At 70.8% G+C, this 23,317-nt stretch carries 18 protein-coding genes; 5 read left to right on the top strand and 13 right to left on the bottom strand.

Annotated elements, in window-relative coordinates; genetic code table 11:
• Positions 1–146 precede the first annotated feature (146 nt).
• Both IEW13_RS10655 and IEW13_RS10660 read right to left on the bottom strand, forming a co-directional pair.
• Complete coding sequence (locus IEW13_RS10655) at positions 147–1,559, bottom strand: NAD(P)H-quinone dehydrogenase (protein ID WP_229745087.1); 1,413 nt, start codon at positions 1,557–1,559, stop codon at positions 147–149.
• A gap of 339 nt (positions 1,560–1,898) precedes the next feature.
• Positions 1,899–2,477 carry a gamma carbonic anhydrase family protein gene (locus IEW13_RS10660; RefSeq protein WP_188550905.1) on the bottom strand — a complete coding sequence of 193 codons (579 nt, stop codon included), beginning with the start codon at positions 2,475–2,477 and terminating at the stop codon, positions 1,899–1,901.
• A 260-nt stretch (positions 2,478–2,737) separates the two neighbouring features.
• Here IEW13_RS10660 and IEW13_RS10665 point away from each other — a divergent pair, with 260 nt between their 5' ends.
• Complete coding sequence (locus IEW13_RS10665) at positions 2,738–2,986, top strand: WhiB family transcriptional regulator (protein ID WP_188550906.1); 249 nt, start codon at positions 2,738–2,740, stop codon at positions 2,984–2,986.
• 242 nt (positions 2,987–3,228) lie between these two features.
• On the opposite strand, the gene IEW13_RS10670 is transcribed toward IEW13_RS10665, so the two are convergent.
• Both IEW13_RS10670 and IEW13_RS10675 read right to left on the bottom strand, forming a co-directional pair.
• Complete coding sequence (locus IEW13_RS10670; RefSeq protein WP_188550907.1) at positions 3,229–4,713, bottom strand: sensor histidine kinase; 1,485 nt, start codon at positions 4,711–4,713, stop codon at positions 3,229–3,231.
• Complete coding sequence (locus IEW13_RS10675; protein WP_229745088.1) at positions 4,710–9,605, bottom strand: NAD-glutamate dehydrogenase; 4,896 nt, start codon at positions 9,603–9,605, stop codon at positions 4,710–4,712. The genes IEW13_RS10670 and IEW13_RS10675 overlap by 4 nt, the downstream gene beginning before the upstream one ends.
• Positions 9,606–9,750: 145 nt before the next feature.
• Between IEW13_RS10675 and IEW13_RS10680 the strand changes: the two genes are divergently transcribed.
• A complete protein-coding gene (locus tag IEW13_RS10680; RefSeq protein WP_188550908.1) occupies positions 9,751–10,236 on the top strand; it encodes a DUF2505 domain-containing protein in 486 nt (161 codons plus the stop codon).
• Between the two features lie 16 nt (positions 10,237–10,252).
• Here the strand turns inward: IEW13_RS10680 and IEW13_RS10685 are convergent, their stop codons facing one another.
• The 3 genes from IEW13_RS10685 to IEW13_RS10695 form a co-directional block, all read right to left on the bottom strand.
• On the bottom strand, positions 10,253–10,819 hold the full coding sequence (locus IEW13_RS10685) for a DUF6912 family protein (protein WP_188550909.1): 567 nt from the start codon (positions 10,817–10,819) through the stop codon (positions 10,253–10,255).
• Positions 10,820–10,920: 101 nt separating this feature from the next.
• Positions 10,921–12,153 (bottom strand): CpaE/TadZ family protein, encoded by a 1,233-nt coding sequence (locus IEW13_RS10690; protein ID WP_188550910.1) that lies wholly within the window; start codon positions 12,151–12,153, stop codon positions 10,921–10,923.
• Positions 12,154–12,156: 3 nt separating this feature from the next.
• Positions 12,157–12,849 carry a CpaB family protein gene (locus IEW13_RS10695; RefSeq protein WP_188550911.1) on the bottom strand — a complete coding sequence of 231 codons (693 nt, stop codon included), beginning with the start codon at positions 12,847–12,849 and terminating at the stop codon, positions 12,157–12,159.
• 193 nt (positions 12,850–13,042) lie between these two features.
• Between IEW13_RS10695 and IEW13_RS10700 the strand changes: the two genes are divergently transcribed.
• Positions 13,043–13,249 (top strand): helix-turn-helix domain-containing protein, encoded by a 207-nt coding sequence (locus tag IEW13_RS10700; RefSeq protein WP_188551032.1) that lies wholly within the window; start codon positions 13,043–13,045, stop codon positions 13,247–13,249.
• A 16-nt stretch (positions 13,250–13,265) separates the two neighbouring features.
• On the opposite strand, the gene IEW13_RS10705 is transcribed toward IEW13_RS10700, so the two are convergent.
• Positions 13,266–13,814: a hypothetical protein gene (locus tag IEW13_RS10705; RefSeq protein ID WP_188550912.1), complete on the bottom strand. Its 549-nt coding sequence runs from the start codon at positions 13,812–13,814 to the stop codon at positions 13,266–13,268.
• A gap of 158 nt (positions 13,815–13,972) precedes the next feature.
• Here IEW13_RS10705 and IEW13_RS10710 point away from each other — a divergent pair, with 158 nt between their 5' ends.
• Both IEW13_RS10710 and IEW13_RS17825 read left to right on the top strand, forming a co-directional pair.
• Positions 13,973–14,845 carry a LysM peptidoglycan-binding domain-containing protein gene (locus IEW13_RS10710; RefSeq protein WP_188550913.1) on the top strand — a complete coding sequence of 291 codons (873 nt, stop codon included), beginning with the start codon at positions 13,973–13,975 and terminating at the stop codon, positions 14,843–14,845.
• 296 nt (positions 14,846–15,141) lie between these two features.
• Entirely contained in the window at positions 15,142–15,453 is a 312-nt protein-coding gene (locus IEW13_RS17825) for an Rv3235 family protein (RefSeq protein WP_188550914.1), read from the top strand.
• Positions 15,454–15,487: 34 nt separating this feature from the next.
• Here the strand turns inward: IEW13_RS17825 and secA are convergent, their stop codons facing one another.
• The 5 genes from secA to IEW13_RS10740 form a co-directional block, all read right to left on the bottom strand.
• Entirely contained in the window at positions 15,488–18,229 is a 2,742-nt protein-coding gene (secA, locus tag IEW13_RS10720; RefSeq protein ID WP_188550915.1) for a preprotein translocase subunit SecA, read from the bottom strand.
• 105 nt (positions 18,230–18,334) lie between these two features.
• A complete protein-coding gene (locus tag IEW13_RS10725; protein ID WP_188550916.1) occupies positions 18,335–19,615 on the bottom strand; it encodes a winged helix-turn-helix domain-containing protein in 1,281 nt (426 codons plus the stop codon).
• A 98-nt stretch (positions 19,616–19,713) separates the two neighbouring features.
• Positions 19,714–20,493, bottom strand: coding sequence for a ribosome hibernation-promoting factor, HPF/YfiA family (hpf, locus tag IEW13_RS10730; RefSeq protein WP_188550917.1), 780 nt, complete (start codon positions 20,491–20,493; stop codon positions 19,714–19,716).
• Between the two features lie 219 nt (positions 20,494–20,712).
• A complete protein-coding gene (locus IEW13_RS10735; protein WP_188550918.1) occupies positions 20,713–21,510 on the bottom strand; it encodes a ComF family protein in 798 nt (265 codons plus the stop codon).
• A gap of 99 nt (positions 21,511–21,609) precedes the next feature.
• Positions 21,610–23,316 (bottom strand): LpqB family beta-propeller domain-containing protein, encoded by a 1,707-nt coding sequence (locus tag IEW13_RS10740; RefSeq protein WP_188550919.1) that lies wholly within the window; start codon positions 23,314–23,316, stop codon positions 21,610–21,612.
• Between the last annotated feature and the right edge of the window lies 1 nt (position 23,317).

Genomic DNA, 23,317 nt, shown 5'->3' on the forward strand with positions numbered 1-23,317 from the left:
TACCGATCATCGAGGACCTCGACCCCTACCCACCCTCAGCTACGCCGCGAGTCCCGCTCCCCACCAGAAGTCCGAAGAGCCACGAAAGCGCCACCTCGCTCTACGGCCCGGAACGATGCCGGCCGGACGAGGCCTGCGCAGTGGGCTCAGGCGCGGCGGTGGAGCTTGCGCGCGGCCTCGGAGAGCGAACCGCTGAGCGAGGGGTACACCGCGAAGGTGTTGGCCAGCTGGTCCACCGTCAGCCGGTTCTCCAGCGCCACGGCGATCGGGAAGATGAGCTCGCTCGCCTTCGGCGCCACCACGACCCCGCCCAGCACCGAACCGGAAGCCGGCCGGCAGAACAGCTTGACGAAACCGTCCTCGATGCCCTGCATCTTGGCGCGGGCGTTCGTGCTCAGCGGGACCCGCACGACTTCGGCGTCGATGACGCCGTCGTCGAGGGACTTCTGGGAGACGCCCACGGTGGCGATCTCCGGAGCGGTGAAGACGTTCGAGGCCACGTGGCGCAGTTTCAGCGGCGAGACCGCGTCGCCCAGCGCGTGCCACATGGCGATCCTGCCCGCCATCGCCGCAACGGAGGCCAGCGGCAGCACGGAGGTGCAGTCCCCGGCGGCGTACACGCCCGACACCGAGGTGCGGGAGACCCGGTCCACCACGATGTGACCGGACTCGGATACCTGCACGCCGGCGTTCTCCAGGCCCAGGCCCTCCGTGTTGGGGATGGAGCCGACGGCCATCAGACAGTGGGAACCACGCACCTTGCGGCCATCGGCCAGCGTCACCAGGACGCCGTCCCCCTCGCGCACGACCTCGGCGGCACGAGAACGCGAGAGCACGTTCATGCCGCGAGAGCGGAAGGCGCGTTCGAGCACCTCAGCGGCGTCCTGGTCCTCGCCGGGCAGCACGCGCTCACGGCTGGACACGAGCGTGACCTCCGAGCCGAGCGCGTGATAGGCGGAGGCGAATTCCGCACCGGTGACGCCGGAGCCGACGACGATGAGGTGCTCGGGAAGCTCGGGAAGCTCGTAGAGCTGCGTCCAGGTGAGAATGCGCTCACCGTCGGGCTTGGCCGAGTCGAGTTCGCGCGGGTGCGCGCCCACGCTGATCAGGATCGTCGTCGCGTCCAGCTGGTACTCGTTGCCGCTGTGCTCGACCACGCTGACGGTCCTGTTGTCCACCAGAGTGGCGGTACCGTCGATCAGCTTCACGCCGGAGGACACCAGAGCCAGGCGGATATCGTCCGACTGGGCCGAGGCCAGGCGCTTGATCCGCGCGTTGATCCCGGCCAGCTCCGCACGGGCGGCGGCCGGGGCGCCGTCCTCCGCCCGCACATCGATGCCCAGGGACTCCGCCTCGCGGAACTGGCCCATCAGCTCCGCCGTGGCGATGAGCGTCTTGGACGGGACCACGTCCGTGAGCACCGCGGCACCGCCGACGTGGCCGCGCTCGACGAGCATCACATCGGCACCCAGCTGGGCGGCGACGAGAGCCGCCTCATAGCCGGCCGGCCCGCCGCCGACGACGATCACACGGTTCTGCGAAGGATCAAGTGCATTCACGGAATGCCATTATCCACGACGGCGATGCGCCCTGTCAGGTCCGCGCCCGCCCGCCGTCGCCGGGGCACGGCCGGCTGCGGACTGCCACGCCGCGCCAGCCACGCCGGACCGGCACACGTGCCCCGGCGGGTATGACGGCGGCGAGCTCCGCCCGGACCGGCGTCAGCCGCCCGGACGCTGCCCGGACCGGCGCGGCGAGGCGCCAGGCATACCGACTCAAGACGGCCGGACACGGCCCTGAGCGGCCCCGGGCGCCAGGCGTTCCAGGTGCCCGGCCAGTTCAGATCGTTCAGGTCAGTCCATCGTCGGTCAGCCCGGATCAGTGCCGGCCAGCCCGGCTCAGTGCAGGATCGTGGACGCCCGGTGCAGTTCGGTGATCTCCTCATAGGTCCGTGCGTTCTGCAGCACCCGCTCGCGATCGTCGTCCGTCAGCTCACGGCGCACCTTTCCCGGCACGCCCGCCACCAGCGACCCCTCCGGCACTTCGGTGCCCTCCAGGACCACGGCACCGGCGGCGATCAGGCTACCGGCGCCGATCCGGGCGCCGTTGAGCAGGGTCGAGCTCATCCCGACCAGGACGTCGTCGCCGACGGTGCATCCGTGCACCAGCGCACGGTGCCCCACCGACACCCGCTCCCCGATGCGCAGGGGAAGCCCCGGATCGGCGTGCATGACGGTGTTGTCCTGCACATTGGTGCCGGCCCCGACCTCGATCAGCTCACGGTCCGCGCGCAGCACGCAGCCGTAATAGATGGACGCGCCCGCGCCGATGCGCACCCGTCCGATCAACGTCGCACCCGGAGCCACCCAGGCCTCCGGGTGGATCTCAGGGCGGTGCCCGTCCACCTCCACGATTCGCACTCCTGCCGGCCAGGAGTCCCCGCCGTCGCCGTTGGGCAGCGCTGCTTCATCGGTCATGGCGTCCACGTCCTCACATGCGAAAAGATTGTCACTGACGTCACAAATTCTAGGTCTTGTGCCACCCCGTCGGTGTGTGTGACGCTTGGATGAGTCGTCTTCACGCGCCTGTGTCGTCATCCAAGACCGTAAGGTCACACGCAGGTGCCCTCATGCCGGACCGGGAATGCCCTGAGGGGCTCAGTGCGTTCTTCTCGCACGAGACCGCTCCTGTCTGACATCAAGACGGCTCGACGATACGAAAGGACTGATCGGCCACTATGGACTGGCGCCATCGCGCAGCTTGCCTCGATGAGGATCCGGAACTCTTCTTCCCCATCGGGAACACGGGGCCTGCGCTGCTGCAGATCGAGGAGGCCAAGAGCGTCTGCCGACGCTGCGAGGTCACCGAGACCTGCCTGCAGTGGGCGCTGGAGACCGGCCAGGACGCCGGTGTCTGGGGCGGGATGAGCGAGGACGAGCGCCGCGCGCTCAAGCGCCGCGCTGCCCGCGCCCGCCGAGCCAGCTGACCCCGCGCTCACACGCGCACAAGAGGCCGGATCCCCCGCGGGATCCGGCCTCTTACGCTGTCTGCGGGAAACTGCTCAGGGGAACGCCGAAAGCACCGTCGTGTCTGCCAGAACACGCCCATAGTGCCAGAACCACACCGTAGACGGTGTGGTTCTGGCACTCACGCTGTGTGTTCTTGGACAGGACGGTCATCCCGGTGGGGCTGCGCGCGGCAGGTGCGGGCCCGGCCGGGCCCGCACGCTCACAGCCGGTCGGGACGCAGCGGCACGTCCAGGACCACCTCGGTGCCGCCGCCCTCGCGGGCGTGCCAGTCGATGGTGCCGGCCAGATCCGACGTCACGAGCGTCTTGATGATCTGGGTGCCCAGCCCGGTACCGGGGCCGCTCGCCTCATCGAAGCCGACCCCGTCGTCGGCGACCGTGACCTGCAGACGGTCCCCGCAGCGCTTCGGCCGCACCCAGATCCTGCCCTCGACGTCCCCGCCGTCGCCGCGCTGCGGGAACCCGTGCTCGACCGCGTTCGTGATCAGTTCGGTCAGCGCCAGGGCGAGCGAGGTCGCGTCCACGGCGGAGATCTTCCCGAAGCCACCCTCCCGCACCACGGTGATGTTCACCTGCGGTGAGGCGAGTTCCGGGGTCAGCCGCATGCCCTTGTCCACGATCTCGTCGAAATCGACCTCCGGACCGGTGCCCTGGGACAGCGTGTCGTGCACCACCGCGATGATCGCCACCCGGCGCATCGCCTCGTCCAGCGCCTCCTTGGCCTCCGCTGAGGACATCCGGCGGGACTGCAGCCGCAGCAGCGCCGCCACGGTCTGCAGGTTGTTCTTCACCCGGTGATGCATCTCGCGGATCATCGCGTCCCGGCTGAGCAGATCCCGTTCCCGGCGGCGCAGATCGGAGATGTCCCGGCTGAGGATGAGCGCTCCGGTCCGGTCGCCGCCGTCGATGAGCGGGATCGAGCGCATGGTCACGGAGACCCGCCCCGACTCGACCTCCGTGCGCCAGGGCACCCGCCCGGTGAGCACCAGCGGCAAGGTCTCGTCGACCGGCCGCAGCTGCTCGGTCAGTTCCGTGAAGATCTGCGCCAGATAGGCACCGCGGATGTCCGCCCGGTGGCCCATCCGATGCAGCAGGGAGACGGCGTTGGGGCTGGAGTAGACGACGCGCCCGTCGGCGTCGATGATGAACAGCCCGTCGCCGACCCGCGGCTCACCGCGGCGCGCGTGCGAGGGCGCCGTGACATCCGGGAAGTACCCGGTGGCGATCATCCGCAGCAGAGCCGAGGCACAGCGGACGTACTGCTGCTCCTGCAGGCTGTTGCGGTCATCGGCGCGCCCCGGCTGGCGGTGCACCGAGAGCACGCCCAGCTGCCTGCCGGCGCGCACCACCGGGACCGCCTCGGTCTCCCGCAGCGACTTCGCGGTCAGTCCCGCGATCGCCGCGGAGACCGGAAGCTGACGTTCCGCGACCCGTTCCACCAGGACCCGCTCGCGCTCGTCGGCCAGCCGGCCGATCTGATCGTGCGGGTACACCGTCATGGCGGTCGTGGGCCGGCAGTGCGCCCCCACCGTCCAGGTGCCGTCGGGGCCAGGCAGCCACAGCAGCAGATCGGCGAAGGCCAGATCCGCCAGCAGCTGCCAGTCCCCCACCAGCAGCTGGAGCCACTCGACGTCGTCGGGGTCGCCGATGCCGTGCTCGGCGAGCTGGTCCGTCAGCGAGCTCATGCGCTAGCCCCGGCCGACGGCGCGGCGGCCGCCCTGGCGATGGACCGCAGACGGCGCAGCAGCACCGTGACCGAGGCGATGCCCGCCTCGGCTTCGATCACCTCGTCGAGCGTCTCCAGCGCCTGGGCGACCCCCTCCTGGCTGCCCGCTTCCCAGTCCCGCAGGCGCTCATCGGCGTCCTGGTCGGAATCGGTCGCGGCCAGCGCGGCCTGCACAATGTGCGCCAGCTCCAGGTAGAAGTCCTCCCGGAGCGCGCCGCGGGCCAGGGCCGTCCAGCGGTCGCTGCGCTCTAGCCTGCCGATGAGCCCCAGCACCTCGGCGGCGCGGAACCGGTCGGAGGCCGCATAGTACAGCTGCGCGGTCACCAGCGGGTCCTCGCCGCAGGCCTCCGCCGCCTCCACGATGTCCAGCAGCGGGAACTCGTCCAGCAGCGCCGCCGTGCGCACCGCGAGCGTCTCCGGCACCCCGCGTTCGCGCAGCTCACCGGAACGACGCTGGAGCACCTCCCGCTCCAGGCCCCGCAGCAGCTCCGGGATGCGCGGGGCCAGGCCGTGAACGGCCGGGCCGAAGCGCTCGCTCGCCGCGGCGACGTCGAGGCCACCGGGTGCCTGGGTGACGAACCAGCGGCTCGCACGATCCAGCAGCCGCACGTACTCCAGCTGCATGTCCACCTGCGTCTCGGTGGGCACCGCGTTGTCCAGCGCCTCGATGCTGTGCCGGTAGTCCGCCAGCGTGAAGACCTCCGTCGCGACCGTGAACGCGCGGGCGATGGCCGGCAGGGATGCCGCCGTCTCCTCCTGGAGGCGGTACACATATGTCAGGCCGCCGCTGTCCACCATCCGGTTGACCAGCACCGACACGATGATCTCCCGGCGTAGCGGATGCTCCGTCAGCCGGTGGCCGTAGCGCTGCACCAGGGTGCGAGGGAAGTACTCCTCCAGCAGTGCCTGCGCCCACGGTTCGTCCGGCACGGAGGATGCCAGGAGCTCGTCGGCGGCGTTCATCTTCACGTACGCCATCAGCACCGCCAGTTCCGGCGAGGTGAAGCCCTGCCCGTTGGCGAGGCGGCGCGAGATCTCCCGCCGGTCCGGGAGGAATTCCACGGCGCTGTCCAGGCCCGCGGTGCGCTCGAGCTGACGCTGCATTCGCAGGTACGTGGGCGACATGACGGTGGTCTGGATCCGCGCCTCGCCCAGCAGGACGTTCTGCCGGTAATTGTGCGCCAGGACCTTCTCCGCCACCTCGTCGGTCATCCCCAGCAGCAGCTCGTCCCGGTCCTCGCGATTCAGCTCGCCGGTGACCAGCAGGTGACCCAGGAACAGCTTGATGTTCACCTCGTGGTCCGAGCAGTCGACGCCCGCGGAGTTGTCCACCGCGTCCGTGTTCAGCCGGACCCCGGCCAGCGCCGCCTCGATCCGTCCCAGCTGGGTCAGGCCCAGGTTGCCGCCCTCACCCACGACCTTGGCGCGCAGCTGGGCGCCGTCGATGCGGATGCCGTCGTTGGCCTTGTCCCCCACCTCCGCATGGGATTCCGAGGAGGCCTTCACATAGGTGCCGATCCCGCCGTTGTAGAGCAGGTCCACCGGAGCGGCCAGGAGCTCGGAGATCAGCTGCTGGGGCGTGCGGCGACCCGGCTCCACGCCGAGCACCCGCGCGGCCTGCTCCGAGAGGTCCACGGACTTCGCCTGGCGCGAGTACACCCCGCCGCCAGCGCTGATGAGCGCGCGGTCGTAGTCCTGCCAGCTCGAACGCGGCAGCCGGAACAGCCGTTCCCGCTCGGCGTAGGACACCTCGGGGTCGGGGTCCGGATCGATGAACACATCCCGGTGGTCGAAGGCCGCGACGAGCTTGATGTGCCGGCTGCGGAGCATCCCGTTGCCGAAGACGTCCCCGCTCATATCGCCGATGCCCACGACGGTGAAGTCCTCCGACTGGACGTCCGTGCCCAGCTCCCGGAAGTGCCGCTTGACGGATTCCCAGGCGCCGCGGGAGGTGATGGCCATCGCCTTGTGGTCGTACCCCACCGAGCCGCCGGAGGCGAAGGCGTCACCGAGCCAGAAACCGCGTTCCCCGGCGATGGAGTTCGCCAGATCGGAGAAGGTGGCGGTGCCCTTGTCCGCGGCGACCACGAGATAGGAGTCCTCGTCGTCGTAGCGGACCACATCGCGCGGGTGCCGGGTCTCCTGCACCCCGTCGACATAGACCCGGTTGTCCGTCACGTCCAGGAGGGCGCCGATGAAGGTGCTGTAGCAGGCGCGTCCCTCCGCCAGCCAGGCCTCCCGGTCCGAGGCCGGGGGGAGCTGCTTGCAGTAGAAGCCGCCCTTGGCGCCGGCGGGGACGATGAGGGCGTTCTTCACCGCCTGGGCCTTGACCAGTCCCAGCACCTCGGTGCGGAAGTCCTCCCGGCGGTCCGACCAGCGCAGCCCGCCGCGGGCGACCTTGCCGAACCGCAGGTGGACGCCCTCCACCCGCGGCGAGTACACGAAGATCTCGAACTCGGGGCGGGGTTTGGGCGCGAACGACAAGCGCACCGGCGCCGTCTTCAGCGCGATGTGCGGCGTGGGCCTGCCCTGCTCGTCCCGCTGATAGAAGTTGGTGCGCAGCACCCCGGCGATCAGCTCGATGAGCTGCCGCATGATCCGGTCGGCGTCCAGGCTGCGGACCTCGTCGAGCCGCTCACGCAAGGCGGCGGCGTGCTCCTCGCTGCGAGTGGTACGGGCATCCAGATCCTCCTCCAGCGCCGGATCGAAGCGCAGCCGGAAGTACTCCACGATGCCGCGGGTGAGCTCGGGATGGTCCGCCAGGACATCACCGATGAAGCGATCGGAATAGGACAGGCCGAGCTGGCGCAGGTACCGGACGCAGGCCCGCAGCAGGACGACCTCGCGGGGGGCGAGCCCGGCGGCGATGACCAGGCGGTCCAGCCGGCCGGTCTCGGCCTGGCCGGTCCATAGGTCCCGGAACGCGTTCTCCAGGTGCGCCCGGTCCTGGCGGCCCAGGGGGCGGTCGAACTGCAGGCCGAAGTCGTAGATGTACCGGGTGGTGCCATCGGACAGGGAGAGCTCGAAGGGCTTCTCGTCGACGATCTCCGCGCCCAGATTGCTCAGATAGGGAATCACCTGGGCCAGGGAAAGCGGTTCGGTGCGGTAGAAGCTGAACCGCAGGGCGTGTTTTCCCTCCTCCGGCAGGCCGTGCGCGGCGGCCGGCTCGTGCAGGCGGACCTGCGGCTCATCGGTGGCCGCGGCCTTCTCCAGCCACGCGATGTCGCCGACGGCGTCCCGCGGGGAGTAGAACTGCTGGTAGCCCGGGGGGAAGGCCCTCGCCCAGAGGGAGGCGCGGCGGGCCTCATCGGGCCGGGAGATCCGGTTGCTGGGGTTGAGGAACTCGGCGACGTCCTCGCTCCATGAGCGCAACGCCGCCAGGATGCGCTCCTCGAGCTCCCCGGGGGCCAGTTCCGGCAGCTGCACGCCGCGCTCCACCCGGGCCACGAAGTGCAGCCGGGCCAGGGCGGAATGGGTCAGCAGCACATCGAAGTCCACCCATTCGGCCTGGCAGCTCTCCCGCAGCACGCGCTCCACCCGCAGCCGGGCAGCGGTGTCGTAGAGGTCCCGCGGGACGTAGACGATGACCGAGATGAACCGCTGATAGGGGTCCCGGCGGGTGAACACGCGCGAGCGGCGGCGCTCCTGCAGGTCCACCACCTGCATCGCGACCTCGCCGATCTCCTCGGTGCTGGCCTGGAAGAAGTCGTCGCGCGGGAGCGTCTCCAGGATGGAGATGAGGTTCTGGCCGGAATGCGAGTGCTTGGCGAAGCCGGAACGCTCGATCACCTGCTCGGCCTTGCGGTCCAGCAGCGGGACGTCCATGACGGAGGAGGCGTAGGCACGCGAGGAGAACAGGCCGATGAAGCGGCGCTCCCCGACCACCTCGCCGCGGGCGTTGAACCGCTTCACGCCGATGTAGTCCATGTATGCGTTCCGGTACACCTGGGAGCGCGAGTTCGCCTTCGTCAGCACCAGGACGTGCTTCTCCCTGGCCCTGCGCTCCACCTCGTACGTCAGCGTGCCCGGGAGGGTGCGCTGATCGCGGCGCAGCGACATGATCCCCAGCGAGGTGCCCTCGACCGGCTGCAGATAGTCGCCCTGGTCACCGGCGACCAGGTCGTACTCCTTGAACCCCAGGAACAGGAAGTTCTGCCGCAGCCAGCGCAGCAGCCGCGCCGCCTGCTCGGCTTCCTCGGCGAGTTCCGGCAGCGGCGCGCCGGTCTCCAGCTCCTGGGCGATCTCCCGGGCGCGGTGGCGCATCGCCGACTGATCGCGGTTGGCTGCGGCCACCTGCGCGAGCGTGTCGAGCAGGCTGTGCTGAACCGGCGCGAACTCGTCCTCGCCGATGCGGTCGATCTCGATGTGGATCCAGGACTCCACCTGCGCGCCGCCGAGGTCCGGCAGGATCGGCATGGTCGAGGTGTCCGAACCGCTCTCCAGCGACGACTCGTCCGCGGTGTCCAGGAACCCGGGTTTCTCCCCGCGGCGGTCGACCGCCAGGATCGGGTGGATCACGGTATGGATCGAGAAGCCCAGCTGGGACAGATCCGCCACGATCGAGGACACCAGATAGGGCATGTCCTCGCTGACGATGTGCACGGAGGTGCGCCCCGCGCCATGCCCCTCGGTCCCGGGCTCCGCATTGGAGAGCCGCACGACGGCCTCGTCGCCGGTGCGCATGGCTCCCACCGCGTAATGCTCCCGGGCGATCCTGGCCAGATCCCCGGCGCTGAGCAGCTCGCGGTCCTCCGGGTCCAGGTGGGCGTAATAGGAGCGGAGGAAGTTCTCCGGCGGGCCACTGCCTTCGGGCCCTTCCAGCTCGATCCAGCTCCGCTCGATGGCCTCCACGTCGATTCCACGTGACAGGAATGCCTCAGAAGACACTTCTCACCTCAGTCGTCGATGGGTCCGCTTCCGTGCGCCCGTTTACGCACCACAATATCCCGCTCGCCGTCCCGCTCGTTGGTGGCCTCCGGCATGGGAGGATGGTCCCATGCCGACCTCCTTCACCCTGACCCGCCGCGTCCCTCTCGCTCCCGCCGCGCTGCTCGCCCGGCTTGCCTCCCCGGAGGCGTGGCCGGAGGGCTCTGCGGTGACCCACGCGGGGGATGCCGCCGCTCCATCCGCCCAGGCCCCGCTGAGGATCGAGGCGACCGTGCCGCTGCCCCAGGACCGGATCCCCGGCGCGGTGAGCGGCTTCCTGCCGGCCGAGCCCGTCATCGTGCAGCACTGGGTGTTCGGCTCCGCTGCCGAGGGCACCATGAACGCCCAGATCCCGGGCGCGCCGGCCGGCCTCGACGCGACGCTGACTCTTGCCCCGGTTGCCGAGCAGCCGGATCAGCACGGCCAGCCGGCGACCGAGGTGCAGGCCGCGGTCACCGTCAGCTGCCAGGTGCCGCTGTTCGGCGCCCGGATCGAGGAGGCGATGAAGCCCGTCGTCGCGGATCAGGTGGACGCTCAGCTGGCGCGCCTCGGCTAAGCGGCGGCGGTGCCCTTCAGGGGCGGGACGCCTCTGCCGCCAGGTCCCCGAGCTCGCTGACGTCGTACCAGAGCAGGTCCTCGTCCGCCAGTGCCGCGGCCGCTTCCTCGTCCCCGCCGGCCCCGTCGTCCCCAGCGCGTGCCCGCGCGACCGCTTCGGGTTCGTCGACGTGCCCGCTGACCACATCGGCCAGACGCAGCGGCTCGCGCAGCCGGTGTATTCGGCCTTCCAGCTGCTCCAGCGCACCCCGGGGCGCATCGGCTGCCAGCACGAGACGGCGCGAAGCCGCTCCTCCGGCGGTGGCCAGCCCCGCAGCGAGGGCCGCGGCGCCGGCGAAAGCCTCGTACTCCGCCAGCTCGGCCTCCTCGCCGCCGAGCGCGAGCTGCCCGGGCTCGACCGCGCACACCTGCGCGCCGGCCTCGGCCACGATCAGAGCGTTCGTACCGTGTCCGTGCGTGGCGTGCTGGCCACCGGCTCGATCGCGTCCGTCGCTGGTCTCCGGCGCGGGGCCGTCCGCGGTCCGCAAGCGGGCGGCGAAGGCGTCGAGGGTCAGGGGGACGTAACAGCGCTGACGGGTGCTCATGCGCTCATTCTCCCATTCCGGGACCGCGACCCGGCAGGATTCCGGCTGTCTTTCGGCCGCGGCCCGTCGCCTGCGACGTGCGCGGCGCCCAGAAGTGGCGCTCATGGCGAAAGTTGCATCCGCCGCCCTCGCCCCTGACGTGCGCGGCGCCCCGGCCGTTGCCCCGGGATTCCGTCCTGGCCGCCGATCTCGGCCGCCAGGGAGGCCAGCGCCAGCCGTGCCGGTGAGCGCGGACGGCATTCGGCGAGGGTCTGCCCGGCCAGCAGCGCCGCGTCGTAGGCCTGGCGGTCGTCCGGGACGAGACGGAGTGCGCCGGTGCCGCCGGCATAGCGCTCCAGCGCGTGGACGATGGACCGCTCCGGGTCCCTGCCCGCGGCGGACGCACGCACGCGGGTCACGACGAGGCGGTCCGCGCGCGGCGACTCGTCCGCCGCCAGGGCGAGGATGAGACGCTGCATGCCGAGCACTTCACCGCCGGCGACGTACAACGTCTCATCCGCCGCCTCCAGCACCGCATCGGTCACCGCCTCGCGGGACGGACCCACGGTCTCGGCGGGGCCGGGCCGGCGATGCGCGGTGTCCACCACCACGAACGCCGCCTCGCAGGCCGCGACCGCGAGCACCTCCCCGATGGCCGCCGGGCCGATGTCCGGCCAGCGTTCGGGCCTGGCCAGGCCCGAGACCACGCCCACACCGGAATCCAGGAACGCCAGATGCCCGGCCACGTCACCTGGCGTCAGGCGCTCCCTGCCGGCCAGCCGGCACAGCGCCGCGAGCGCCGAGGCCTCATCGAGCAGGCCCAGCACAGGCGCGACACTCGGCGCGGCCAGATCGGCGTCGATGAGGATCGTCCGGTGACCGCTGAGGGCCAGCTCCTCCGCCACGCCGATCGCCACGCTCGTGCGGCCCGGGGCGCCCGCCGTGCCGCTCACCGCCAGGATGCGCCCGGGGCCCTGGGGCCGCGGCCGGGAGGCGGGCATCGGCGGCAGCACCGGATCCGGCGGGAGGTCGTGCAGTGCCGCCAGCAGGTCGTCGGCTGCGGCATCGACCGGAACGACCGCATCGGCGCCCAGAGCGCGGGCACCGGCCGCCGCGCCCAGGCACAGCACCCGCACTCCGTGCGCGTGCAGCTGCATCACCACATCCCGGGTCATGCCCGGAAAGTAGGGAGTGATCAGGGCGATGGAGCCATGGCCGGCAGCCGCGGCGGAGAGCAGCTCGACCTCATCGGCCGGCCGGCGGCCCACCAGGACCTCTCCCGGCCTGGCGGCCAGCAGTTCCACCACGCGCCGTTCGTGCTCGGCGTCGATCGCGATCAGCAGCGGGACGGGCACGGCTCAGCGCTCCGGAATGGACACGACCGTCAGATGGGCGTCCCTCGCGAGGACCCGCATCACATCGGGAAGGTCCTCGGGGGTGACGAGAAGATCCAGGCGGGTGGTGCGGCTGGCGCCGAATTCGGTGCCGCCGCCATCCACCAGGACGACCGGCGCATCAGCCAGCACGTGGACCGGCTCGGAGTCGTCTCCGCGTTCGGCCGCCCACAGGTCCACCCGGCTGCCCGGTTCGACGCCCGGCGGCAGCGTGCCAGGGATCTGCAGGCTCACGACGCGGCCGGAGAGTTGATCCGGCGCGGCCAGGACGCGCTGCGGGATGAGTTCTCCTTCGCCCAGGGGTTCCAGCAGCACCATTCCCAGCGGCGCCGCCTGCTCGGCGCTGATGTACCGCGCGGCGTTCTGCGGCAACTTGACCTCCACCACGGTCAGGTGGTCTTCCCGCAACGCGGTGCCCGGTGCCAGCGGGGCGCCGGCGGCCCACACCGATACCGTCTGCGCCGCCCGCGCCACGAGCTGCCAGGTGCCGAGCATGCAGACCACCACGAGCGCCAGCCCCACCAGGAGGCGCGGATCACGCCAGCGCGGCGGGCGCAATCGGGCCGCCGGGCGGGCACGGGCACCGCGCTGGACGGCCGGGCCCGTGCCGGGCACCGGACTGTGGTCGAGGTGTTCGCCGGGGAGCGCAGCGGCCACGTCAGGACTCCTTCGTCAGCGGTGCTCTCACCGCACAGGGAGGATCTGGGGATGCGCCCGAGGCTAGCACCGAAGCGCCAGGGTGAGGAAGCCTCCGCCCGCTCCCTGTGGACGAATGGAATCGAACATGACGCTGGTTTACTGTGGTGTGGACGGAGAACACCGACGATCCCGAAGCGAGACGACCGTGGCAGTGCAGGCCAGATTCCTCCCCCTGAGCGATGTCGCCGAGATCCTGAACATCAGCATCAGCCAGGCCAGGGCTCTGGTGCGCTCGGGCGAGCTTCCTGCCATCCGCGTCGGCGGACGCGGGCAGTGGCGGGTGGAGAACACCGAACTGGAGAACTACATCCAGCGCATGTACCGCGAGGTACGCGACGAAGTCTCCCAGCGCGACTGATCCGGCGCGCTGCGGGTCACCGCACGGCCGCCAGGGTGCTGTCCACGGCGACGAGCGCCGTATACGGCACCGTCATCACCTGGCCCGGGCCGTCATCGGGCTCAGTGTCCAGGTGATCGCGGCCGATGCCGGCCAGCCTGACCGGCATCCGCGTCCCGCCGGATAGGCACAGACCCGCCCGCGTCTCCTGCGCCGCTACGGCCCGCAGCGCGTGGCCCAGGCTCAGCCGGCCCAGAACCCCGGGTTCCGGCGGCACGGCTCGCACCCGCAGGCCACGGACGCACTCCAGGGCCGCGAGCCGGAGGAGGACCCCGCGTCCTGTCTCGGCGGCCTCGACTGCCAGCCAGTCCTCCCCCATCCGGGTGATCGTCCCCGTCCAGCTGTGACCCGCCGCCTGCAGCTGGAGCATCGCCGTGCTTCCCGCGTGGGCGCGCAACCGGTCCGCGAGCGTGTTCCTGGCCCAGTCCGCGCGCAGGATCTCGGGCAACTCCTCCAGGTCCTCGCGCCGGGCCGCAGCGTGCCATTGCGTTTCCAGGTCGGCGAACAGCCTCTCCCACCGGCTCACCGCGCTCCTTCCCGGGCACCGGGGACGGCAGTACCCGCTTCCCGTTGATCGTAACCCGCACGTCAAGATTCGAACATTCCTTACGTTAGCTGGCTATTGCCATCTCTTCGTTTCGTTCCTACGATGGTGGGCACCCCCTCGATCCGAAAGGTCCCCCGATGTCGAATCCCCCTCACCAGGCGTCTCCCCGGCCCAGCATGCTCCCGAGCGGGCCGCTCGGGGCACTGCGCCGGACACCGGCCGTCATGGCCCTCCCGGCAACGCTGTGCCTGGGCGGCATCCTGGCGCACGGCGCGCTGCTGCGACTCTTGCAGGTGCCCGCGGCACGCTGGGGCCCCGGCGAGGTTCTTCTGCTGATGGCCGTGGTGACCCTGATCATCCTGCTGGCCAGGCTCGCTGCCGGCACGGCCCTGCTGCTGGGGTCCGTGCTGCTGCGCAGGCGGCGCCATCCGGCGTGGGCGGGCACCCGCCGGATGGGCCTGAACCTCCTTCCGGCCGTGCTGCGCCGTTCGGCGGTCCTGGCACTCGCGGTCAGCAGCACCGCCTGCGCCGTGCCGGCCGCGACAGACCCGCCCGCCCCGGGATGGAGCGTCACCGGCACGGCTCCGGCACCGGGGTGGAGCGCCACCAGCGACGGCGACGTCCCGTCGCCGTCGCCGGTCCCGGAGACCCGCGACCCGGGCGAGAAAGATACCGATGCGGCGGACGATGAAGATGGACAGCAGGACGGACGCGAAAGTGACGGCGGGGCGCGGGACACGGGTGAAACGCGCCCGGGCGACGGACCTTCGGAGACCACCGGGAACGGCGACGACCCCGTGGTGTCGCCCGCAGACGCCTGCGGCGATCAGGTGACGGTGAGCGAGGGCGATACGCTCTGGCAGCTGGCGGCGCGCTGCCTCGGGACAGACTCAGGGGTGCGGGAGACGCATGAGCTGGTGGACCGGCTCGTGCGGGTCAACCGCATCGAGGATCGTGACCTGATCCTCCCCGGTCAGGAACTGCGCATCCCGGCGGGAGAGCACTCATGAGCGCGGAGCGGGCGGAGAGGCCCGCCATCCGCATGGTCAGAGTCTCGGTGCCCCGCAGCAGCCCCGTTGCTCCTGTGGCGGTGATGCCGGCACAGCGGCGGCCCGCGCCGCCAGCGACATCCGTCCGCCCGGCCCGCGCTGCGCAGCACAGTCCCGCACGGGCGGGTTCTGCACAGCACGGCACGGAGCCGGAGCCCGCGGCTCCCGGCAGGACGGCTGCGCCGGGCAGGACCGCGCCGCCTGCCCCGCCGAGATCCGCAGCCCCCGGCGGGGCAGGCGATGATGAGCTCGCCACCGTGAGGTCGCTGGCGGTGTCGGTTGTGGAGGCGCTCTACGGTCTCCGGCCGGCCGCCCAGCTGCGCCGGTGGGTCGAGCCGGAGGTGATGGCGCGCATCGACGCCCATGTCAACCGCCGGATGGAACTGCTGCGCGGACGTCCGGAACGGGTGGCCACGGTGCGGGCCGGTACCGTCGTGCTGCAACGGACCGCACCCGATGTGCTGGACGCCTCCGTGGTGGTGCACAGCACCGTCAGGATCCGTGCCGTGGCGCTGCAGCTGCGCCGCCGGAGGGGCCGCTGGCGCGTCTCGGCGTTCCTCACCGCCTGACCCTCACCGCTTCGCCACGCGGTGAGGAGCTGCCTCAGCGTGAACGGGCCTTCTTCTGCGCGCGCCGCTGCTGCCGGTTGGCCGGGGCCGGACCGGAGTCCTTGCCTGTCTCCTCCGATCCGTCCTCGGACGGACCGGCGTCGCCGTCGGCGCTGGGCGCGGTGAAGGTGAGGTTGCGGTCGCGGGTGGGGGCGAGTTCCTCGGCCTCCACCTGCACGGCCGGTTCCTCCGGTGCCTCGCCGTCAGCGGAGGAATCGGCGACAGAGCTGGCCGCGACCCGGTTGACCTTCACCTCGAGGTTGTAGACCAGGCGGACCACGTCCTCCTTGATGTTCTCCTGCATCGCGTTGAACATCGTGTAGCCCTCGCGCTGGTACTCCACGAGCGGATCGCGCTGGGCCATGGCGCGCAGGCCGATGCCCTCCTTGAGATAGTCCATCTCGTAGAGGTGCTCACGCCAGCGCTTGTCGATCACGGAGAGCAGCACGCGCCGCTCCAGCTCGCGCATGGCGGCCTCGCCCAGTTCCTCCTCGCGCTTGCCGTAGGCGTGCATCGCGTCCGCGAGGACCTCCTCGGTGAGCTGGTCGCGCTTGAGGTTGTCCTTGCCGCCGACGTCCTCGATCACGTCCTCGGCAGTGATGGACGCCGGATACAGCTCGCCGAGGGCTTCGAAGAGCTCTTCGATCCGCCATTCGGACACCGGACCCTGCGTCGCCGTGGCCACGGAGGAGGAGATGACATCGCCGATGAACGCCTCGATCTGGTCCTTCAGATCGTCGCCCTCGAGGATCTTCCGGCGCTCATCGTAGATGACCGTGCGCTGGCGGTTGAGGACGTCGTCGTACTTCAGCACGTTCTTGCGCTGCTCGGCGTTGCGCTGTTCCAGCTGGGTCTGCGCGGACAGGATCGCGCGGGAGACCATCTTCGACTCCAGCGGAACGTCGTCGGGCACATTGGTAGAGGCCATGATCCGCTCGGCCGCGCCGCCGCCGAAGAGCCGCATCAGATCATCGGTCAGCGACAGGTAGAACCGCGACTCGCCCGGATCGCCCTGACGGCCGGAGCGACCGCGCAGCTGGTTGTCGATCCGGCGGGACTCGTGCCGCTCGGTGCCCAGCACGTAGAGGCCGCCGAGTTCGCGGACCTCCTCGGCCTCCTTCTCGACCTCTTCCTCCACGGACGCCAGGATCTCGTCCCAGGCCTCCTCGTACTCCTCCGGGCGCTCCTGGGCATCGTAGCCCTTGGCCGCCATGGTGGAGACCGCGAGGAACTCGGCGTTGCCGCCGAGCATGATGTCGGTACCGCGGCCGGCCATGTTCGTGGCGACCGTGACGGCGCCCTTCTTACCGGCCTCGGCGATGATCGCCGCCTCACGCGCGTGGTTCTTCGCGTTGAGCACCTCGTGCTTGATGCCCTTCTTGGCCAGCAGCTTCGAGAGGTACTCGCTCTTCTCCACGCTCGTGGTGCCGATCAGGACCGGCTGCCCCTCGGCGTGACGCTCCTCGATATCGTCCACGACGGCCTCGAACTTGGCCTGCTCGTGCTTGTAGACCAGATCCGGCTTGTCCATCCGGACCATCGGCTTGTTCGTCGGGATCGGCACGACGCCCAGCTTGTAGGTCGACATGAACTCCGCGGCCTCGGTCTCGGCGGTACCGGTCATACCGGAGAGCTTGTCGTAGAGGCGGAAGTAGTTCTGCAGGGTGATGGTGGCCAGCGTCTGGTTCTCGGCCTTGATCTGCACGCCTTCCTTGGCCTCGATGGCCTGGTGCAGTCCCTCGTTGTAACGGCGTCCCTTGAGGATGCGGCCGGTGTGCTCGTCGACGATGACGACCTCGCCGCCGACGACGACGTAGTCCTTGTCCTTCTTGTAGAGCTCCTTGGCGCGGATGGCGTTGTTGAGGAACCCGATCAGCGGGGTGTTCGCCGCCTCGTAGAGATTGCCGATCCCGAGGTAGTCCTCCACCCGGTCGATGCCGGACTCCAGGATGCCGATGGTGCGCTTCTTCTCGTCCACCTCGTAGTCCCGGCCGGCCTTGAGCCGCTTGACCACGCGGGCGAACTCGGCGTACCAGCGGTTGGAGTCGCCGTCGGCGGGACCGGAGATGATCAGCGGCGTACGCGCCTCGTCGATCAGGATGGAGTCGACCTCGTCGACGATGGCGAAGGAGTGGCCGCGCTGGACCATCTCACTGGCCCGCCAGGCCATGTTGTCGCGCAGGTAGTCGAAGCCGAACTCGTTGTTCGTCCCGTAGGTGATGTCGGCGGCGTACTGCTCGCGGCGCTTGGCCGGGGACATCTGCGAGAGGATGCATCCGGTCTCCATCCCCAGGAAGCGGAACACGCGGCCCATCAGCTCGCTCTGGTAGCCGGCCAGATAGTCGTTCACGGTGACGATGTGCACGCCGTTGCCGGTCAGGGCGTTGAGATATGCCGGCGCCGTCGCCACCAGCGTCTTGCCCTCACCGGTCTTCATCTCCGCGATATTGCCCAGGTGCAGGGCCGCGCCGCCCATCATCTGCACGTCGAAGTGCCGCAGGCCGATGGTGCGCGCAGAGGCCTCCCGCACCGCCGCGAATGCCTCCGGGAGGATCGAGTCGAGGCTCTCGCCGTCGGTGACGCGCTGCTTGAACCGATCCGTCTCCTCCTGGAGCTCGGCATCGGACATGCCGGCGAATTCGTCCCCGAGGTTGTTGATCGCGGTGCTGTAGTTCCGCAGCTTCTTCAGGGTGCGGCCTTCACCGGTGCGGAGGAGCTTCTCGAGTAGGTTCGCCACAGTTCTCCTAGAAGGGCGCCGATGCGTATCCGAAGGCGCCGGGTGTGCCAGTGTCCGCGCCGGCGTTGTCTGATGCCGGCGCACTCGCTCACGATCTTAACGCTCTTAGAGCCCGGTGCGCCGCAGAGCGTCCATGAGATCACCCTGGGTACCTGGTTCGAGTCCGCTCAGTCCCAGCCAGCCGGCCAGGGTCTCCAGCTCGGCGCGCAGCGCCAGCACTCCCTCACCGGTGAGGCCGGGTTCGGCCCAGGCGGACCGGATCAGCAGCCGGCCCCGGGCGCGGTCCGCTTTGAGGTCCACTCTGGCGGCGAGCCGGTCGCCGTGCAGGAACGGCAGGACGTAGTAGCCGTACCGCCGTTTGGCGGCGGGCGTGTAGATCTCGATCCGGTAGCGGAAGCCGAAGATCGCCTCGATGCGGCGACGGTTGAACACCAGCGAGTCGAACGGGGAGAGCAGCGCCGCGGCGTCGATCCGGCGCGGAGCCCTGGCCTCGTGCCACAGCCAGGCGGGTCGTCCCATCGGCGTCTCCACCGGTTCCAGCAGGCCCTCGGCCTCCAGCTGGGCGACTCCCTGTGCGGCCAGCGAGGCGGGCATGCGGAAGTAGTCCGCCAGGCAGTCGAGAGTGGCCACGCCGAGCGCGCCTGCCGCGGCGGCGACGAGCGTGCGCGCGGACTGCTGTGGGTCCTGATCCGGCTCCGCGAGCGCCGGATGCACGACGTCCAGGGGCGCGAAGGTCCGCTCGAACTGGGGGCTGCGACCGGTGGAGCCGATCTGCTGCCCGTAGAACAGCAGCTCGGCGGCACGGCGGACCCGGGTGTGGTTCCAGCCCCAGTGGTCCTTGGGACGCTCCGGGATCTCGTGGCTGAGCAGGTCGTCCAGTTGCCTGGCGGTCATCGGGCCGTGCCGTTCCAGCGCACCGCGGACGTCGTCGAGCAGCGCGGCGAAGGCCTCGTCGTGCCCGGCGGCCTCCCGGCCGAGCCGCTCCGTCCAGCGCTGCGATCGCCAGCCGAACGAGCGGGCGAGATCGGGGCGGAGGAAGGCCGCCTCGTGCGCCCAGTACTCCACCAGCAGGCGCGGCGAGCGCGAGAGCAGGCCGTCCAGGCGTTCACGCGGATAGGCGCCCAGCCGGGAGAACAGCGGAAGGTAGTGGCTGCGGCTGAGCACATTGACCGAGTCGATCTGCAGCAGCGCGATGCGCTCCATCGTCCGGCGGATATGCCCCGCGTCGGGCCGGGCCGGGCGGGGACGATCGAAACCCTGCGCCGCCAGGGCGATCCGGCGAAGGCGATCCGCGCCGATCCGCCTCGGCCGGACGGTGAGCGCCGCGGCATGAGGGACGGGCCGGGGATCGGATGTCCCCGGCCCGTCCGGGACACTGTTCCTCATGGGAGCCAAGTATCCCGCATCGGCGTGCTGAGCCGAAGCCCGAAGTCGCCAGCGCCACTCATGGTCGTTCTCGGCCGGTCAGCGCTGGTCGCAGGCGCTCAGCCGGCCAGTGCCCGGGCGTCCGTCCCGGCCGCGGACGGCTCCCCGTTCGGCGCCGCGGTGCCGGAGGCGCCGTTCTCATGACCGGCGCCAAGCGCCTCGTGCTCGGGCAGATCCGGGTCGAGGGAGATGACGCCGTAGCTGAAGCCGCGGCGCCGGTACACCACGGAGGATTTGCCGGAGTCGGCGTCGATGAAGAGATAGAAGTCATGCCCGACCAGCTCCATCCGTGAGATGGCCTCGTCGATGCTCAGCGGCGTCGCGGGGAAGTTCTTCGCCCGCACCAGGGTGGGCGTCAGCCCCTCGCCGGGCAGGTGCTCGAGCTCATCGGCCTCTGTGCCGGACGGCGCGCCGTTCAGTCGTTCCTGGACGTCCGGCGGGCCGTCCTCGGGCGGCAGCCCGGCGCCGGCGGCCTCTTCGGCGGCCAGGCTCGCGAAGGTCTCCGCCGTCGATGGCGGCCGGTGGCGGCCCTGCCGGGCGACCTTGCGCTTGTCCCTGGCCCGGCGGAGACGTTCGAGCAGTTTGCCGTAGGCCAGGTCGAGCGCGCCGTACTTGTCGCTCGCGCAGGCCTCGGCGCGGATCACGGGACCTTTGCCGACCACGGTGATCTCCACCCGTTCGGCGGTGTCGGGCTGGCGGGCGTGTTCCTCGTGGATGAGGAGCACATCGACGCGCTGGGGCTTGGTCGCGAGCTGCTGGACCTTCTCCAGCTTGTTCTCGATGTGCGCCCGGAAGCGATCGGAAATCGTGACGTGCCGGCCAGTGACGGTGATGTCCATCGTGAGTCCTCCATGAGTCTCGTGTCCTGTCCCTTCCCCTGGCGTGCGGCGGCGCGCCGGACGCGGTCGGATCGGGACGAAGAGCGGATTCATGATGCCGGACTGCTCGCGTTGGGGCAGGCGGCCCGGCACCGTTCTCTGTGTCGACCACCCTCCTCTCATCGCGCGAGGTATCCCACCAGAGTAACCGTCCCGGGCGGGGGCATGGGAACGCTTTGCTCAAAACTCTCCCGGAAAAGTTTCCCCGGCAAGCGCCTGTTGCGCCTCGGAGCCGCGTTCTTGCCGGTAGGCCAGCGTGCAGGCCCCGGCCACCGCGGCGCCGGCCGCCCGGCAGACGCGTCCGGTCTCCGCGAGTGTCGCGCCGGTGGTGACGACATCGTCGATCAGCAGGACGGTGCCGCCGCGCAGCCGGGAAGCCGCCGCACGGCGCAGGCGCATCGTGCCGTGCAGATTGGCTCGCCGCTCTCGTGCGCCGAGGCCGGCCTGGGTGCGCCGTCTGCCCGCTTGCAGGAGCGCCACCGGCTCCAGGCGGAGCTCCGGCAGTTCGGCGGCGGCGCGGATGGCCAGCTCGCGGACCAGGTCGGTGCCGCGTTCGCGCACCGCGCGGCCGCTGCCGGGCACGGGCACGATCAGCACGGTGCGCCCCAGGTCCAGCCCGTGCTGCTCGTGCAGGTCCTCCGCCGCCCGGGCGATCACGCCTGCCAGGACCAGGCTCAGGAGGGCGTGCAGATCGTGGCGCCCGCCGTTCTTGTACGCCAGCACGGCGTGGCGTACCGCCCCGCCGTAGGGCAGCGCCGACCACACCGGCACGCGGGCATAGCGCGGGGCGGGGATGAGGCCGGGAGCGGCGGTGAACGCCGGCAGGCAATCCTCGCACAGGGTGCATGAGGCCGCGCCGCAGCCGCAGCAGTCACGCGGCAGGAAGAGCTCCGTGAGAGCTTCCAGCACGACGGCCGGGCCGAGCGGGCGGTGCTGGCGATGCGGCAGGATCGCGGCGCGGTCACGGGAGGTCTCCATGGCCACGATCCTGGCCGCCGCGGGCTCTCCGCGGCCAGTCCGCTGCGGCGCCTGTGGACGGCGCCGGAGGCAGGCGCAGGCTGTGCCCTGGGAAGATCCTCAGCCCGGGTACGCCGGGGCCCAGACGGTCAGATCCACCAGCCGCTGCCAGGACCCGCTGACATGGGAGACCAGCGTGCCGTCCCCGGTCCCCACCCGGATGGAGCGGTTGTCCTCCGCGGCAGTGACGGTGCGGGCGTCCTCCACGATGCCCAGATCCTCCGGCGGGTCCCCGATGCGGGAGGACCAGATATGCGGCTGGCCGCTGCCCTGGCTGCCCAGCACCACGATCCGACCGAGGCTTCCCCAGCTGGCGTCGACGATGCGCTGGTAGCGCTCCCCGAGTTCCAGCGGCACAGACGAGGCCACCGCGACCGGCATCCCGCTGCTGTTGCGGTTGACGCCGACCACGCTCAGATGATCGCCCTCGTCGTCCGAGGAGACCACCAGCAGCCGGGAGCCGTCGCGGGAGACGCGGATGCGCTGCACCTGGCGGCCCTGCAGGAACGGGACCGAGATGGTGCTGGTGCCGCCCTCGGGCAGCACCACCAGGAGCTCGCCCGGGTTGTCCCTCTCTCCGGTCCAGACGACGTCCATCCGGTCGATGCTCGGCCCGATCAGGTCCTCGCCGGCGGCCAGCTCGGTGTCCTGCACCTCCGGCTCGTGGGAGAAGCGCCGCAGCGACTGGCCGTCGTCGGCCAGATAGGCGTAGAAGCCGTTGTCGAGGGAGACGGCCGGCGCGGCCGCCTGGGCCAGCTCCGGGGAATCCGGGACGGAGGCCAGCCGGGTGCCGTCCAGGCGGGCCAGCCGCTGGCCGGACACGACGACGGGCTGCTGCGGGATCGGCACGGTGCGTTCCACCGTCACCTGCTCGTTCGCGTCGAGCTCCTCCCCCGCCACCTCGATCTCCACGGACGAGACCGTCGCGATCTGCTCCAGGGTCGCCTCCAGCTGTGCCCGCAGCAGTGCCCTGCCGCGGTCGTTGAGCGCGGCGGCGGATTCGTCCAGGGACACGGTGGCCACGCCCTCCTGGATGGTGACGGCGTCGGAGCCCAGCCGCAGCCCCTCCGGGATCGCGGAGACGACCGCGCCGGCCAGCCACTCCGGGGGCCCTTGCAGCAGCCGCTGCACCACATCGGTGGCGATCGACGCCCGGTTCGGGATCCAGCGGTCCTCAGGCACGAAGTAGGAGAAGCTGGGGTCGAAGAAATAGATGGAGTAGCTCTGGAACACGCTCTGGAAGTTCGCCAGGCTCAGCACGATGCCGTTCGGGGCCGCCGAGATCCGCCACTCCCCGTTCTCCTGCCGCAGGCGGAACTCCATCCGCGAGGTGGCCCCCGGCTCCGAGGAACGGTACACGCCCTGCGCGTCCACGGTCCCCTGCACCGGGACATCCAGTCCGAGTTCCTGCTGGTCGCTCGTGACCCGTGCCTCGACATCGGCCAGATCGCTGCCGCTGGGCATCACGGTGACCCCGGCCAGCGGCGCCCACTCCTCCGCCGCGTCACCGGTGAGGAAGCTGCGGGCCACCTCGAAGTTGTTGCCGGCGCCCACCCCCGCCAGCAGGAAGCCGCGGACGATCTCGTCGGGGCCGGCCCCCGGGGAGGGGCCGTCCGGGTCGATCTGGGTGACCGGTTCCCCCAGTTCGTCGGGCACGGGCATGACCCCCACGCTTGAGGACATGGGGATCTCGGCGCACCCGGTCAGTGCCAGCAGAAGCGCGAGCAGCAGCGCGGGCAGGGACCGCCGGGACGTGCGGGCGCTCATC

Origin of the sequence: Sediminivirga luteola, from assembly GCF_014639315.1 — a bacterium.
GTDB lineage: Bacteria > Actinomycetota > Actinomycetes > Actinomycetales > Brevibacteriaceae > Sediminivirga > Sediminivirga luteola.

What these genes read in the sequence shown, in the direction of transcription:
- IEW13_RS10660 (WP_188550905.1), bottom strand. Translation starts at nt 2,477, where the DNA reads ATGACCGATGAAGCAGCGCTGCCCAACGGCGACGGCGGGGACTCCTGG.
- IEW13_RS10665 (WP_188550906.1), top strand. Translation starts at nt 2,738, where the DNA reads ATGGACTGGCGCCATCGCGCAGCTTGCCTCGATGAGGATCCGGAACTC.
- IEW13_RS10670 (WP_188550907.1), bottom strand. Translation starts at nt 4,713, where the DNA reads ATGAGCTCGCTGACGGACCAGCTCGCCGAGCACGGCATCGGCGACCCC.
- IEW13_RS10680 (WP_188550908.1), top strand. Translation starts at nt 9,751, where the DNA reads ATGCCGACCTCCTTCACCCTGACCCGCCGCGTCCCTCTCGCTCCCGCC.
- IEW13_RS10685 (WP_188550909.1), bottom strand. Translation starts at nt 10,819, where the DNA reads ATGAGCACCCGTCAGCGCTGTTACGTCCCCCTGACCCTCGACGCCTTC.
- IEW13_RS10710 (WP_188550913.1), top strand. Translation starts at nt 13,973, where the DNA reads ATGTCGAATCCCCCTCACCAGGCGTCTCCCCGGCCCAGCATGCTCCCG.
- IEW13_RS10725 (WP_188550916.1), bottom strand. Translation starts at nt 19,615, where the DNA reads ATGAGGAACAGTGTCCCGGACGGGCCGGGGACATCCGATCCCCGGCCC.
- hpf (WP_188550917.1), bottom strand. Translation starts at nt 20,493, where the DNA reads ATGGACATCACCGTCACTGGCCGGCACGTCACGATTTCCGATCGCTTC.
- IEW13_RS10735 (WP_188550918.1), bottom strand. Translation starts at nt 21,510, where the DNA reads ATGGAGACCTCCCGTGACCGCGCCGCGATCCTGCCGCATCGCCAGCAC.
- IEW13_RS10740 (WP_188550919.1), bottom strand. Translation starts at nt 23,316, where the DNA reads ATGAGCGCCCGCACGTCCCGGCGGTCCCTGCCCGCGCTGCTGCTCGCG.